This is a genomic window from Vibrio amylolyticus, from assembly GCF_023145695.1.
GTDB lineage: Bacteria > Pseudomonadota > Gammaproteobacteria > Enterobacterales > Vibrionaceae > Vibrio > Vibrio amylolyticus.
Window position 1 is genome coordinate 44,535 of the sequence record NZ_JAJHVV010000002.1, and the last position, 14,652, is coordinate 59,186.

The following is a 14,652-nucleotide window of genomic DNA, read 5'->3' on the forward strand; positions in this document are numbered from 1 at the left end:
AACACATGGAACGTGTTGGTATTATTCAAATGACATCGTCGTCAGATCCTTTGCAGAATTTGGCGTACATCAAACAAGAAGTGGCTAGACTTTCAGAGCAAGGTGCTGCGTGGGTTGTGACTCCAGAAAATGCTCTGATTTTTGGGCACCGTCAGGATTACCACCAACATGCAGAGCCACTTGATGCTGGCCCTTTGCAGTACCAACTGCGCGTCATTGCGAAATCGCATTCAGTCTGGTTGATAGTGGGAAGCATGCCCATTCGAACGGAAAGTGGCGATGTGAGTACCACCTCATTAGTGATTAACAGTCATGGTGTGATTGTCTCTCACTATGACAAGCTGCATATGTTTGATGTGGATGTAGAGGATACGCATCAGCGTTACCGAGAATCAGAAACCTTTACTGCGGGAACCGATGTAGTGGTTGCTGAGACGCCTTTTGGTCAATTGGGTCTCTCTATCTGTTATGATGTTCGTTTTCCACATCTCTATTCTGAGTTAGTTAGAAAAGGGGCGCAAATACTACTAGTGCCTGCCGCATTTACCGCCGTAACCGGTAAGGCGCACTGGGAAACACTATTAAGGTCCCGAGCAATAGAGACTCAATCTTGGGTTGTCGCTGTCAACCAAGTTGGCCGCCATCCATGTGGTCGTGAAACTTGGGGTCACTCAATGGTTATTAGCCCTTGGGGCGAAGTTGTTCTTAACTTAGAGGATGAACTACGCAGTGGTCTTGTTGAGATTGATATTCAGCAAGTGGACGAAATTAGAAAAACCATGCCAGTGGCGTCGCACACTCGGTTTGATAATACATTTAAAAATAATTAAGAGTAGATTATGAGCCTAAACCGAATCGAAGATGCGTTGTTATCGCCAACCGGCCTCACGCAGCAAGATATTTCAGATACTTTAGCCAGCATTGCCACTCGTCAAATTGATTATGCTGACATCTACTTTCAATCAAGCTGGCATGAATCGCTAGTGCTTGAAGACAGCATTATTAAAGATGGGTCATTTAATATTGATTGCGGCGTCGGTGTTCGTGCTGTCTCGGGTGAAAAAACAGGCTTTGCTTATTCAGACCAAATTCAGCTCGATGGCTTAACCCAAAGTGCAATTGCGGCACGTGGTATCGCTCAACAAGGTCAAAATGCGCAAGTAAAAGCATTTCGCCGCCATGATAATCAAGCTTATTATTCCGCAGTAAACCCGTTAGAAAGCTGGAAAAAACAACAAAAAACAGAATTATTGAAAGAGCTTGATGCTTATATCCGAACGAAAGAACCACTGATTGAAGAAGTTTCAATTAGTCTCAGTGGTGTTCATGAGAACATGCTTGTCGCAGCCACTGATGGCACCTACGCAGGGGATATTCGCCCATTAGTTCGTTTATCGATTACGGTTCTAGCACAAAAAGGCGATCGTCGTGAGCGTGGTAGTTCAGGTGGCGGTGGCCGTTTTGGTTATGACTTCTTCTTATCTGGTCAAGAAGGCGCTCAGGTAGCGTATCAATTTGCTGATGAAGCAATACGTCAAGCTCTAGTCAATCTAGAAGCCGTAGCTGCACCTGCAGGGGCAATGCCAGTTGTTCTTGGTTCCGGTTGGCCTGGCGTATTGTTACATGAAGCGGTAGGGCATGGTCTTGAAGGGGACTTTAACCGTAAAGAGTCGTCCGTTTTTTCTGGCAAGATTGGCGAAATGGTGACATCTAAGCACTGTACAATCGTTGACGATGGCACATTAAAAGATCTTCGTGGATCGTTGAATGTCGATGATGAAGGTGTTAGTGGACAATACAATACGTTAATTGAGAACGGCAAGCTGAAAGGCTACATGCAAGACAAGCTGAATGCTCGTTTGATGGGTGTTGCGCCAACAGGTAACGGTCGACGTGAATCTTATGCGCACTTGCCAATGCCTCGTATGACCAATACTTACATGCTACCGGGAGAGCACTCCCCAGAAGAGATCATCTCGACGGTTAAAAAAGGTCTTTATGCACCTAACTTTGGTGGTGGTCAGGTTGATATTACCTCTGGTAAGTTCGTTTTCTCAGCCTCTGAAGCCTACATGATTGAAGATGGTAAGATCACTCATCCCGTAAAAGGTGCGACATTAATTGGTTCTGGTATTGAAGCAATGCAGCAAGTTTCTATGGTGGGCAATGATTTGAGCCTTGATCGCGGCGTAGGTGTGTGTGGCAAAGCAGGACAAAGTGTCCCTGTTGGTGTTGGTCAGCCGACATTGAAGCTCGATATGTTAACTGTTGGTGGCACTGAGTAAGAGTCAGTATTGTTAATAAAGGGACATGAAAGAAAAGCCCTTTAATTGAAAAATAAAAAAAGCAGCGGGACGACCTTCCGCTGCTTTTTGTTTTAGGAGTTCTTTAAGATAACTAAGCTAAATTAGATCCCATCTCGTTCAATCGGACAACTCATACAGCGAGCGCCACCACGTCCTCGACCTAACTCATTTCCAGGAATGGTTAATACCTCAATCCCTGCTTTATCGTATTTTTCATTGGTGTAGACATTGCGCTCATAACCAATAACCACACCCGGTTTGACAGTCAGAACATTATTCGCATCATTCCATTGTTCACGTTCTGCTTCATAGCTATCACCACCTGTTGTGATGATCTTTAAATAGTCGAGATCTAACGCGTTTTCAATCGCGTGAATATAACTCGGGACTTTCTCCACTTTCATCGCATCGGCAGAGGAAGTATCGTCAGAGCTTTTCGGTGTTAGACGCCATGTATCAAGATCTTTGCGCATAATTTCTGGATAAACGGAGAAAGTATCAATATCCATATGTGTCATGACAGTATCCAAGTGCATACAAGATCGATGTTTAGGCAAATCGACCGCAATCACTTCTTTTGCTTGGCCATGCTTAAATAGGTTAGCGGCGAAGTTTTCAACCCCTTGTGGCGTAGTTCGCTCGGAAATACCGATTAAGACCGCATCATTACCGATCACCAGTACATCACCACCTTCAATATTGGCATTGTCATAGTGAAGATCTTCGTTACCGAAGTATTGAATAAAGTCTTGGCCTGCAAAAACAGGGTGCCAACGATAGATAGCACGCAAGTGATTGGTTTCGCGTTGACGAGCAGCTTTCATCATCGGGTTAAGAGACACACCGCCGTAAACCCAGCAAGAGGTATCACGAGTAAATAGGTGATTAGGCAGGGGCTCAATAACAAAATCGAGTGGTCGATGCATCTTAGGCAGCATCGATGATGATTGAATCTTCAATTCAGAATACGCTAATCCACCCAGTAGTACCGTCGCTAAGTGATCATTCGTCATTTGCGATAAGTAATTACGCAGATCTTGAGCGAAGATAGGGCCGTAGCGGAAATCTGAAATTTGAGTATTCAAAAGCCACTGTTTTGCTTCCTCAATCGCTAGAGTATCGACAAGCAGATCATGCAGTAATAGGACTTCAACGCCCTGATTAGTAAGAGTCTTGGCAAAGGCATCATGCTCTTCACCTGCAGCTTCTACCGCTAATACATCATCAAACAGCAGCTCGTGACAGTTTGATGGGGTGAGGTGAGTGAGCGCGCGCTCAGGTCGATTTAATAATACTCGTCTTAACTGACCGACTTCAGATCCAACGTACAACTTACTCATTTCGTATCCTTACTAATAGTCCAACCCGTATTAATGACAAGCTTGTTGTAAAGATGCAAGTGACAAAAGCGATGTTTATATCTATCGCTGCTGACTTATTGAGCTATTATCTCTTTTTTTTGCATGTAAACTAGATAAAAACTCCAAATAGAGGTTTTCTTACCGATCACTGATGAATGCTTGTCTATGCGTTTCTCCTTTTAAGGATAGAAGAAAATAATGAGGTTAATCACGAATAGATATTCATCAAATCCGCAAACGGAGATGATCTTTAAATCTTTATTCATAATAGGTTTGGTTGAACTATTCAACAATTGGCCATATTCACCCACAATTCGCATAAAATTGAGGGTTACAAAGCAGAGATAAAACTCTGAATTAAGCAATATCGTAACAAATGTTAGGGAATTGTGACTAAAGGAGGGGGCGACGAGGTGAAAACGATAAAGCAAAGATAAAGATCCACACTGGATCGTTTTGTTGGTGGTATTTATTTTCGATCCATGTGAAAATTCGTCGCGAATATTTTCAATTTTATGAACACGATCTGGAGCACAAACTATGTCTCACGAAGATGAATATCTATCAGTAGAAGACTTAATTGAGATTCAAAAGGAAGAGACTCGCGATATCATTCAAGCATTGTTGGAAGATGGAAGTGAACCAGACTCGCTGTATGAGATTGAACATCACCTGTTTGCTGAAGATTTTGCAACGCTAGAAAAAGCGGCAGTTGAAGCCTTTAAATTAGGTTTTGAAGTTTTAGAAGCAGAAGAGACAGAAGATGAAGATGGCAAAAAACTACTTTGCTGTGATGCAACAATGGAGTCAGTTCTAGACGCCGAAGCTATTGATGCACAAGTTGAAAAGCTAGTGAACCTTGCTGAGAAATTCGACATTATTTATGACGGTTGGGGCACTTACTACGAAGGTGAAGATGCGCTAGTTGAAGAAGATGAAGGCGAAGAAGACGAAAAATAACGCGCTTTAGTCCGATGAAAAATAAAAACCGAGCTGCTGCTCGGTTTTTTAATGCGTTCATTATTCGAATTCATTGCCTTTATTGTCGAGTTCTCGATGACCACACGTTTTACATGTCACATAACGATCCATGTTGTAGTAATGCCCGCCGTTAATAAACTCTCTCAAGAAAAGTAAGATTCTACCGCGCATGGTTGTCTGCGTATCGTAGCTGCTAGGCTTGCGCACTAGGACTTCACCGTGCTTGGTGTCTTGATTGCATTGTTTACAAAAGTGAGTAGCTGGGTATGACATAGTGCGGTCCTTCTGGTTGAAAAATTAGGTTAGAAACAGCCAGAAATACACACACTCAATACGTCAGTATCACAATTATTAATATGCTATATGTTGGTGTGATTGCTCAAACAGAGTATCGACATTAGTCGACGCAAATCACGATATTGATGCGCTTTTCACCACTATCAGTTAGTATCTGTAGCACAAACTTTGTGAAGACGATTCGAGTGAAGTAAGGCAATGGAATTATGTTAAAAGTAGCGATCAATGGATTTGGCCGTATCGGTCGCAACATTCTGCGTGCACTGTATGAAAGTGGGAAAGATCATCAAATTAAGGTCGTTGCTGTTAATGAATTAGCCCAGCCAGATGCGATGGCTCATTTACTTCAGTACGATACCAGCCATGGTCGATTCGGTAAAAAGGTCAGTAATGATCAAGAGCATCTTTACATCCATCATGATAAAGACCGAACTGACTCTATTCGCATCCTACACTTAGCAGAAATCGACCTGCTGCCGTGGCGAGATCTTGAAGTGGATCTTGTTCTTGATTGTACAGGTGTCTATGGTTGTCGAGCCGATGGCGAAGCGCACATCGCTGCTGGTGCAAAGAAAGTCCTATTTTCCCATCCAGGTGATAATGATCTTGATAACACGATTATATACGGTGTTAACCACGACACATTGAAAGCCAGTGATCTTATTGTCTCTAACGGATCGTGTACGACGAATTGCATCGTTCCCATCATTAAAGTGCTTGATGAACATTTTGGTATCGAATCGGGCACGATCACAACCATTCACTCTTCAATGAATGATCAGCAAGTGATCGATGCCTATCATAGTGACTTGCGTCGAACGCGCTCAGCCAGTCAATCCATTATTCCGGTTGATACCAAACTTCATAAAGGCATTGAACGTATTTTTCCGAAATTTTCCAACAAGTTTGAAGCGATTTCTGTAAGAGTTCCCACAGTAAACGTCACAGCGATGGATTTAAGTGTCACAATTAATACAAATGTGAAAGTTAATGACGTAAATCAAACCATTTTAGACGCATCTCAGTGTACATTAGATGGCATTGTTGACTATACTGAAGCACCGCTCGTTTCTATCGACTTTAATCACGATCCTCATAGCGCGATTGTTGATGGTTCACAAACACGAGTAAGCAATGGGCACCTTGTTAAGATGCTAGTTTGGTGTGACAACGAATGGGGCTTTGCGAATCGGATGCTGGATACCGCGCTCGCAATGCAAGCATCCGAATTCGATTAGAGAATGGAAAGGATGCCGTGGAGAAATGTTTATTTCGAGACTTGAAATAAATGTGAAGTATCTCCATATAAGTAACCAGTTTGAAGAATTATTAGGCTCGGCAAGGTTGCCGGGTTTCCAAAAACTTTATTTATTAAATAATTTGAGAGGACAAACATGTCTGTAATCAAGATGACTGACCTGGAACTTGCAGGTAAACGCATTTTCATCCGTGCTGACCTTAATGTGCCAGTAAAAGACGGTAAAGTAACTTCAGATGCACGTATTCTTGCATCACTACCAACAATCAAGCGTTGCCTAGAAGCTGGCGCTAAAGTAATGGTTACTTCTCACCTAGGTCGTCCTACTGAAGGCGAATACAACGAAGAGTTCTCTCTAGCACCTGTTGTTAACTACCTAAACGACGCACTAGATTGCGACGTTAAACTAGCGAAAGATTACCTAGATGGCCTAGAGCTAAACACTGGTGAGCTAGTTGTTCTTGAAAACGTTCGCTTTAACAAAGGCGAAAAGAAGAACGAAGAAGCGCTTTCTAAGCAATACGCTGCACTTTGTGACATCTTCGTAATGGACGCATTTGGTACGGCTCACCGTGCACAAGCATCTACTCACGGTGTTGGTACTCACGCTCCTGTAGCATGTGCTGGTCCTCTACTTGCTGCAGAGCTTGAAGCTCTAGGCAAAGCAATGGATAACCCTGCGCGTCCACTAGTTGCTATCGTTGGTGGTTCTAAAGTATCAACTAAGCTGACGGTTCTTGAGTCACTATCTAAAATCGCTGACCAACTGGTTGTTGGTGGTGGTATCGCAAACACATTCATCGCTGCTGAAGGCCACAACGTAGGTAAGTCTCTTTACGAAGCTGACCTTGTTGAAACGGCGCAAAAGCTAATGAAAGAGTGTGCTATTCCTGTTGCTACTGACGTTGCATGTGCAAAAGCATTCGACGAAAACGCAGAAGCTGAAATCAAGCATGTTTCTGAAGTTCAAGACGACGACATGATCTTTGACCTTGGCCCTGACTCAACAGCGGCACTGGCTGAAATCATCGGCAACGCGAAAACTATTCTATGGAATGGCCCAGTAGGCGTATTTGAATTCAAAAACTTTGAAGCAGGTACTGCTGGCATTTCTAAAGCAATCGCTGAGTCTGCAGGTTTCTCTGTAGCGGGCGGTGGCGATACGCTAGCGGCTATCGACAAGTTCGGTATCAAAGCTGACGTTTCTTACATCTCAACAGGCGGCGGCGCTTTCCTTGAGTTTGTAGAAGGTAAAGTATTACCTGCTGTAGCAATGCTTGAAGAGCGTGCTAAAGCATAACGAATTAATCTAGGCGGGAATACTATCTCGCCTTTTTTACGTTTGCTGAAAGTGGTCATTTTTTGATAGAATGCCGCGCAATGTGAGCAAACGTTTGCAATCTTTTAATTAAAACGACAGAAAATAGGACTTATTCCATGTCTAAGATCTTCGATTTCGTAAAACCAGGTGTAATCTCTGGCGATGACGTACAAAAAGTATTTGAAGTAGCGAAAGAGCACAAATTTGCACTTCCAGCTGTAAACGTAGTAAACACTGATTCAATCAACGGTGTTCTAGAAGCTGCTGCTAAAGTTAAAGCGCCAGTTGTTGTTCAGTTCTCTAACGGCGGTGCTGGTTTCTTCGCTGGTAAAGGCGTTAAACTTGAAGGTCAAGGTGCACAAATCCTTGGCGCTGTAGCGGGTGCAAAATACGTACACGCTGTTGCTGCTTCTTACGGTGTTCCAGTAATTCTACACACTGACCACGCTGCTAAGAAACTTCTTCCGTGGATCGACGGTCTACTAGACGCGGGTGAAGAGTTCTTCGCACAAACTGGTAAGCCTCTTTTCTCTTCTCACATGATCGACCTTTCTGAAGAGTCTCTAGAAGAGAACATCGAAACTTGTGCTAAATACCTAGCGCGCATGGCTAAAATGGACATGACGCTTGAGATTGAACTAGGTTGTACTGGTGGTGAAGAAGACGGCGTTGATAACACTGATATGGACGCATCTGAGCTATACACTTCTCCTGAAGATGTTGCATACGCTTACGAAATCCTAAACGCTGTTAGCCCACGTTTCACTATCGCTGCTTCTTTCGGCAACGTACACGGTGTTTACCAAGCAGGTAACGTAGTACTTACTCCAACTATCCTACGTGATTCTCAAGCATACTGTGCAGAGAAGTTCGGTATTGCACCTAACGCTCTAAACTTCGTATTCCACGGTGGTTCTGGTTCTTCTGAAGCTGAAATCCAAGAGTCTATCGGCTACGGTGTTATCAAAATGAACATCGATACTGATACACAGTGGGCAACATGGGACGGTATCCGTACTTACTCAGCTGAGAACTTCGATTACCTACAAGGTCAAATCGGTAACCCTAAAGGCGAAGACCAACCAAACAAGAAGCACTACGATCCACGCGTATGGCTACGTGCAGGTCAAGCTTCAATGGTTACACGTCTAGAGAAAGCATTTGCTGACCTAAACGCAATCGACGTACTATAATTTAGTCTTCGATAACCGTTTCAAAAACCCGCCACTGGCGGGTTTTTTTATGCCTAAAATTCATTTCTAAGACGTTATTAAACCTAGCGAAATATTACATTTATGCGTAACCTGTAACAGGTTGTTATCAAACGGAGCGTACTTTTGGTAAGTAAGGTCAGAATTGACCAAACGCTTACTTTTCAGTTCGCCCAAAACAGTATATCGTGCCCAAAAATCAACGCTAAATGTAACTGAGTGTGTCAGTGACCTTTTGTGTATTCATTGGTTTTACGAATTAGATGTAATTTTAGAGGATTAAGTTATGGCAGATGGTTCACTGGAGATTGAAACTCCTTTGGTTGACGGATTAACTCAAGCGGAAACTTGGTTAACAAATAATTCTGACTTATTTGTTCAGTATGGTGTAAACATTATTTCTGCAGTACTCATTCTGTTTATCGGTAATATGATCGTTAAAGCAGTGGCCAATAGTGTTGCTAAAGTACTGAAGAAAAAGGACATGGATAAAGCTGTCGTCGAGTTTATTCATGGTTTAGTACGTTATCTACTGTTTGTTATTGTTCTTATTGCTGCATTAGGTCGACTAGGCGTTCAAACGGCGTCCGTTGTTGCTGTTATTGGTGCCGCTGGTTTAGCGGTAGGTCTTGCATTGCAAGGTTCGCTTTCAAACTTTGCCGCAGGCGTGCTGATTGTTGCTTTCCGTCCATTCAAATCCGGTGACTACGTGGAGATTGGTGGAGTTGCAGGCTCAGTTGAATCAATTCAGATTTTCCAAACTGTTCTAACAACACCTGACAATAAAATGGTTGTTGTGCCGAATGGTAGCGTAATTGGCAGCCCAATCACTAACTATTCGCGTCATGATACGCGTCGTGTCGATCTGGTTATTGGTGTGTCGTACAGCGCCGATCTTAAAAAGACAGAGCAGGTCATTCGCGAGACACTACAAGCGGACTCTCGTCTTATTGAAGAGAAGGGGATTCAGATTGGTGTGAGTGCACTTGCTGATTCTTCAGTTAACTTTGTCGTTCGTCCGTGGTGTAAAACAGCTGACTATTGGGATGTGTACTTTGATTCTCTTAAAGCAATCAAAATTGCATTGGATGAAAATGGTATTGAAATCCCATTCCCTCAAATGGATGTGCATTTAAATAAAGTCGACTAACTTTTTACTGTTGATGATTAAATAGCATTTATTGTTTGGAAAAAGAGGCTCCAAAGCTAAGTCAGCTATGGAGCCTCTTTTTATGTAACTAATTTTTCTTAACCAAAGGCTGCGTGAAGTAAGCTATTAAATGCTTCAGAACCTTCTTCACTAGTCCATACTCCCATCTCTTGAGCTTGGCTAAAACTTAGTTCATCTGTAGCAAGAGCAAATAGAACCGATGCATCAGTAACACCAAATACGATCTCTTCCCCTTCTTTTGGTAGTTCATGAGCGGCGCTACTTAATGAGTTTCCATCGGCTTTGATGTTAAGGAAGTGATTGCCAGCAATATCATAAATGGTCACTTCAAACTCTTCGCCTTGATAATGAGGTTTCAATCGTTGCTGCACTTGCCACAACACCATATCCAAGCGTTGAGAGTGCTTTTCAGCAATGACAATCTGTTGATTTTCTTTTGCTTCATTAATCGCAAGAGCAACACTGAATGTTCCCGAAGGCATGGTTCCTATCGTTTGAAAGAAAGCGCCGCCATCAATGCCACATGCGATGGTATTCGCCGATGAAAACCCAAGTAGAGCAGTGAGCAGTGTTGTCGTCAGTTTAGATTTCATAATGAACCTCTAGCGTGTGGTTATCCATGCGGAGAAACAAATAGTGATGAGTACTTTTGAAGAGAAAAGGCCATGTTGTCATGGCCTTATATTGTTGTCCTAGTAGCGGTTAAACCAATAACTTAATGATATTTAATGACCGAGAGGACGGTAGATATCAGCATCGACTTCTTGCCCTTTCGCGGGGCGAGGTACGATTTCAAATTTATCGTCAAAGCGAACCATAGATTGTTTCATTTTTTCTAGAACTGTCGCATCACCAGTGATTCCAGCACTGCCTGATTTCAGCAATTCTGCCATGGTTGCTTGACCAAGAAGAATTTTCGTCAAATCCGCCTTATTAACATGAAGCGTAGCGTCGGCATTCTCGTTAAGTTCAGTGGTCATCACGTTGTTTAAGTTACCGTGAGACATCTCAACAAAGTGTTTTTCCCCGATGTCAGGAACATTAACGTTCATGGTAAACGGTGTTTTATCCGCTTTAGTTGCGACAACTTGAACTGCTAAGTAGTCAAGTAAGTTAGTCACTGTCATTTCAGAAAGAACATCCGGAGACGCTGTCTTTGGTGCGCCTGGCATCGTACCGATACGAAGCTCTTGGGCACCTGTTAGGTAGATGTTACGCCAACCAGCCCCTTCCGCTTGGTAGCCTTGCTGCTCGTAGCTATCTGCCAGCAGTTTACGTGCTTCTTTGTGCTCAGGTTGTGCGATAACCACTTTGTTTAGAGCGGTTGAAACAAAGCGATAGTTACCTTCACTAAAGTCATTCTTTGCACGTTCAACAACGGCATCTGCACCACCCATGTATTCAACGAACTTTTCTGCTTCTTCTTGAACAGGAAGCGGGTTTAGGTTGGCTGGGTTCATATCGAAGTAGCCTAGGTACATGTTGTATACCGCACGAGCATTGTGGCTGTAAGTACCGTGATAGCCGTTCGTGTGCCAAGAGTTTTTGATGGATTCAGGCAGCTCATCATTAATCTTCGCACCAATGTCTTGCATCACCATGCCGTTGTTCGCTAGGCGAAGAGTTTGGTTATGAACAAAGCCATAATTGTCACGCTGAAGCTTCATGAATTCAGCAATTTCTTCATTGCCCCAGATAGGTGATGAGTGAGAGCCGAATAGGTACTCAATGTCACCGCCCCATGCATTGATCATTTCGTTGATGTCTTTTGACCATTTCAGTGAATCACGAACTTTAGCGCCACGCAGTGTGTATACGTTGTGCATGCCGTGGTACATCATTTCGCCAGTCCAAAGTGCGTTCATTGATGGAATAAATGCGGTACTGCCCGCTGGCGCTTCTGTACCGGCTGTATCCATAAAGACGAACTCAAGGCCATCAATTTCAGTGGTGAAGAACTTTTGATCTTCGCCGCTTGGGAAAGTCACATCCGGTGCAACTAGAGTGATAGCGCCAGAAGAGAGGCCGTTTGCCAATGCGGCATCGATAGCGCCAGTTTCCGACGCTTTGCCTAGTGTGCCACCATATTGATACGCGGTACGGCGAGACATCGCATTGCCCGCTAGTACGTTTTCATCAATCGTCTCTTTAATAAAGCCATGAGGGGCGTACGTTTTTACATTAGGGAAGCGTTCTTGAATCGCTTTTGAACCACCAAAGTGGTCGGCATGGCTGTGTGAGTAAATCATAGCAACAACGGGAAGATCGCCACCTTCAGGCACGTTGTCTAGAAAGAATTCTAGTGAAGCAGCCATCGCTTCTTTAGTTAGCAGAACATCGTAGACGATCCAGCCTGACTCACTACGAATGAAGGATGCAGAAGAAAGGTCGGTCCCACGAACTTGATAAATACCTTCACGAATTTCATACAATCCGCCAGCAGCGTGGTTAAGTTGCGCTTGTCGCCATAGTGATGGGTTTACCGTATCTGGTGCATCAGCTGCAATCGTTTGACCTTTATGCAGGTGCGAGAATCGATCACTTAGGCTCTTGCGAGTTGCTTCAGTAAGTGGGGTAATTAAGCCTTTGTCATTGTTCTCAAATGCACGAACATCTTCAAAGTTAAGTTCTGCTGCAAGCTTATGGTTGGCAGTCGCCGTGTGCTCTGACGCTGGCTTACCGTTAGCGCTAATATCGCCAACAGGCTTATTAGATGCCGCCGTTGCTGGAAGCGCAATGATAACAGCAAGAGCGATAACTGATTTGTTTAATGTGGTATTTTTCATCTTAACCTCGAAGAAGTATTCGTATTGGATTGAGGTAATAATAAACAGATGAAACATTTATATACATAAAGTAAAATTTCGTTAAAACATTCTCAGTGGTGATGTATTGATGGAAAAGAAAAAAATAGACTGGAACCTATTTAGTGTCTTTATTGAAGTCTACCGCCTTGGCTCGATAACGACAGCGGCTGAGGTGCTCAATATGACACAGCCTGGTGTAAGCAATGCATTAAAGCGCTTACAGGAGAACCTAGGTGTGACATTGTTTATTCGCAAAGGGAGAGGAATTGCCCCAACCGTTTCAGCAAACCTCCTTGCTGAACAATTAGAAATGGCGACAGGCATCATAGATCAGGCGCTTGATCAGGTTCTGGAATTTGATCCTCAGAGTGCACATAAATTTCATGTCACTTTGAGTGAACCTATTCAGCATCTTCTTCTTCCTTTACTGAAACATCCTAAACTTGCGGCTTGCGAGCTATCGGTTTCCATTGCGCCAGCGTCAGATGAAGAAGTATCAAAAAGCTTGATCGAAAATCAAACGGATTTGGTGGTTGATCTACTGGATAATTTATTGCCTTCATTTAGTTCAAGTGAACTGTTTAGTGAAGAGCTGGTGATGGTTATCAGTAAAGATCACCCCTTAGCAAACAAAGAGATGACGCCGGAAGAGTATTTCAGTTGTGGTCATATTGTGCAGAACTTGAGGCGTGCAAAAATGAGAATCGTTGATTACTTTGCTAAAGAGAAAGTATCAAACAGAACCATTGTCGCGGATTCGGACTCGATGTTATCCGCCATGGCAATGGCGTCTCGTACGCATAACGTGACCATCGTTACCCAAAGTCTTGCCGATATGTACGCTGAAACGATGGGACTGAATGTTCAGCCTTTGCCATTTAAGAGCGAGCTCGCGACTCATCACCTCATCTGGCATAAGCGTGCAGAAAATAGCCCTGCGCATCGATGGCTTCGTAAAACGGTTGGCGAGTTATTACAAATTGCTATTAACAAAGAAAATACGTAACAGAAATGGATTGAACAAAGTTGATTCAATAAGGCTTATTCACAAGATTAATTCGACAAGGCTAACTTCAGAAGAGGCTAGGTAAAAATTGTGTCAGTAATTGCTTAAATGGTAGCCAATGTTCACCATTTGCCTATTATGTAGGTGATAAATCTATCAGAGTAGTAAAGATGAAAATATTACCTATTTTGACGTTGGCTCTTAGCGGTTTAATGAGCGTAAATGTCTCTGCCAATGCCCCAAGCTTTCCACACCTTGTTACGACTGGATATGGAGAGGTCACCGCGACGCCAGATATGGCTGAATTCACAGTGAAAGTCGTTGAGTCGACGATGACGGCAGAGCAAGCAAAGCTGCTTGTTGATAACGTCGTGAGTGGGTTTATTGGAAAGCTCACCGACCAAGGCGTATCGCCTGATAGTATTAATAGTTCAAATCTCTATTTAACCCCTCAGTACCATTATCCCAAAAAGGGCAAGCCGGAATTAGTTGGCTATCGAGCTTCTCGCACGATGACAGTTAAAGTCGAAGATCTTGCAAACCTCAATCAATATTTAGATATCGCCTTGAGTGAAGGTATTAACCAGGTTGATACTATTCGTCTGAAAGTTCGCGATGAAGTGAAATATCAGCAGCAGGCTCGCCTTGAAGCGATTAAAGATGCCAATTCAAAAGCACGCTCCCTAGCAACAGGCTTTGAGCAGGAACTTGGTGGCGTATGGCGTATTGATTATAATATGCCAAGCTCTCAACCGGTGCTCATGCGCTCGGTGTCTATGGACGCTAAGGCTGAAAGCAATAGCTATCAAGATTCCACTCTAGTTATCCGAGATAGAGTGGATGTTATTTATAAACTTAAAGACTAACTGCTTATTTTCTTAAGAAGAAGTGGTGCAAATGCGCCACTTTTTTTATTCCTACCGCTGCGCCTTA

General features: G+C 43.3%; 13 protein-coding genes. 9 read left to right on the forward strand and 4 right to left on the reverse strand.

From position 1 onward, the window contains the following. The first annotated feature begins 5 nt into the window (after positions 1 to 5). Together KP803_RS03190 and tldD are read left to right on the forward strand one after the other, a co-directional pair. Complete coding sequence (locus KP803_RS03190; protein ID WP_248007402.1) at positions 6 to 830, forward strand: carbon-nitrogen hydrolase family protein; 825 nt, start codon at positions 6 to 8, stop codon at positions 828 to 830. A 9-nt stretch (positions 831 to 839) separates the two neighbouring features. Then, the gene (gene tldD, locus KP803_RS03195) at positions 840 to 2,285 is read left to right on the forward strand and encodes a metalloprotease TldD (RefSeq protein ID WP_248007403.1); all 1,446 of its coding nucleotides are present in this window, start codon (positions 840 to 842) and stop codon (positions 2,283 to 2,285) included. Between the two features lie 122 nt (positions 2,286 to 2,407). Here tldD and arcA read toward each other — a convergent pair whose 3' ends face one another. Next, on the reverse strand, positions 2,408 to 3,646 hold the full coding sequence (gene arcA / locus KP803_RS03200) for an arginine deiminase (protein WP_248007404.1): 1,239 nt from the start codon (positions 3,644 to 3,646) through the stop codon (positions 2,408 to 2,410). A gap of 561 nt (positions 3,647 to 4,207) precedes the next feature. Between arcA and rraB the strand changes: the two genes are divergently transcribed. Next, positions 4,208 to 4,627, forward strand: a complete 420-nt coding sequence (gene rraB / locus KP803_RS03205) for a ribonuclease E inhibitor RraB (RefSeq protein WP_248007405.1) — start codon at positions 4,208 to 4,210, stop codon at positions 4,625 to 4,627. A gap of 60 nt (positions 4,628 to 4,687) precedes the next feature. Here the strand turns inward: rraB and KP803_RS03210 are convergent, their stop codons facing one another. After that, complete coding sequence (locus KP803_RS03210; protein ID WP_017035143.1) at positions 4,688 to 4,921, reverse strand: hypothetical protein; 234 nt, start codon at positions 4,919 to 4,921, stop codon at positions 4,688 to 4,690. A 230-nt stretch (positions 4,922 to 5,151) separates the two neighbouring features. On the opposite strand from KP803_RS03210, the gene epd reads away from it, so the two are divergent. The 4 genes from epd (at position 5,152) to mscS (ending at position 9,885) form a co-directional block, all read left to right on the forward strand. Next, positions 5,152 to 6,183: an erythrose-4-phosphate dehydrogenase gene (gene epd / locus KP803_RS03215; protein ID WP_248007406.1), complete on the forward strand. Its 1,032-nt coding sequence runs from the start codon at positions 5,152 to 5,154 to the stop codon at positions 6,181 to 6,183. A 156-nt stretch (positions 6,184 to 6,339) separates the two neighbouring features. Beyond that, positions 6,340 to 7,503, forward strand: coding sequence for a phosphoglycerate kinase (locus tag KP803_RS03220; RefSeq protein ID WP_248007407.1), 1,164 nt, complete (start codon positions 6,340 to 6,342; stop codon positions 7,501 to 7,503). A 137-nt stretch (positions 7,504 to 7,640) separates the two neighbouring features. Continuing rightward, positions 7,641 to 8,717 (forward strand): class II fructose-bisphosphate aldolase, encoded by a 1,077-nt coding sequence (gene fbaA, locus KP803_RS03225; RefSeq protein WP_248007408.1) that lies wholly within the window; start codon positions 7,641 to 7,643, stop codon positions 8,715 to 8,717. A 304-nt stretch (positions 8,718 to 9,021) separates the two neighbouring features. Beyond that, positions 9,022 to 9,885, forward strand: a complete 864-nt coding sequence (gene mscS, locus KP803_RS03230) for a small-conductance mechanosensitive channel MscS (RefSeq protein WP_248007409.1) — start codon at positions 9,022 to 9,024, stop codon at positions 9,883 to 9,885. A gap of 98 nt (positions 9,886 to 9,983) precedes the next feature. Here the strand turns inward: mscS and KP803_RS03235 are convergent, their stop codons facing one another. Further along, complete coding sequence (locus tag KP803_RS03235) at positions 9,984 to 10,499, reverse strand: hypothetical protein (RefSeq protein ID WP_248007410.1); 516 nt, start codon at positions 10,497 to 10,499, stop codon at positions 9,984 to 9,986. Positions 10,500 to 10,631: 132 nt separating this feature from the next. Further along, positions 10,632 to 12,692 (reverse strand): alkyl/aryl-sulfatase, encoded by a 2,061-nt coding sequence (locus KP803_RS03240; RefSeq protein WP_248007411.1) that lies wholly within the window; start codon positions 12,690 to 12,692, stop codon positions 10,632 to 10,634. Positions 12,693 to 12,801: 109 nt separating this feature from the next. Here KP803_RS03240 and KP803_RS03245 point away from each other — a divergent pair, with 109 nt between their 5' ends. Further along, positions 12,802 to 13,719 carry a LysR family transcriptional regulator gene (locus KP803_RS03245; RefSeq protein WP_248007412.1) on the forward strand — a complete coding sequence of 306 codons (918 nt, stop codon included), beginning with the start codon at positions 12,802 to 12,804 and terminating at the stop codon, positions 13,717 to 13,719. Between the two features lie 170 nt (positions 13,720 to 13,889). Next, on the forward strand, positions 13,890 to 14,585 hold the full coding sequence (locus KP803_RS03250; RefSeq protein WP_248007413.1) for an oxidative stress defense protein: 696 nt from the start codon (positions 13,890 to 13,892) through the stop codon (positions 14,583 to 14,585). The last annotated feature ends 67 nt before the right edge of the window (positions 14,586 to 14,652 follow it).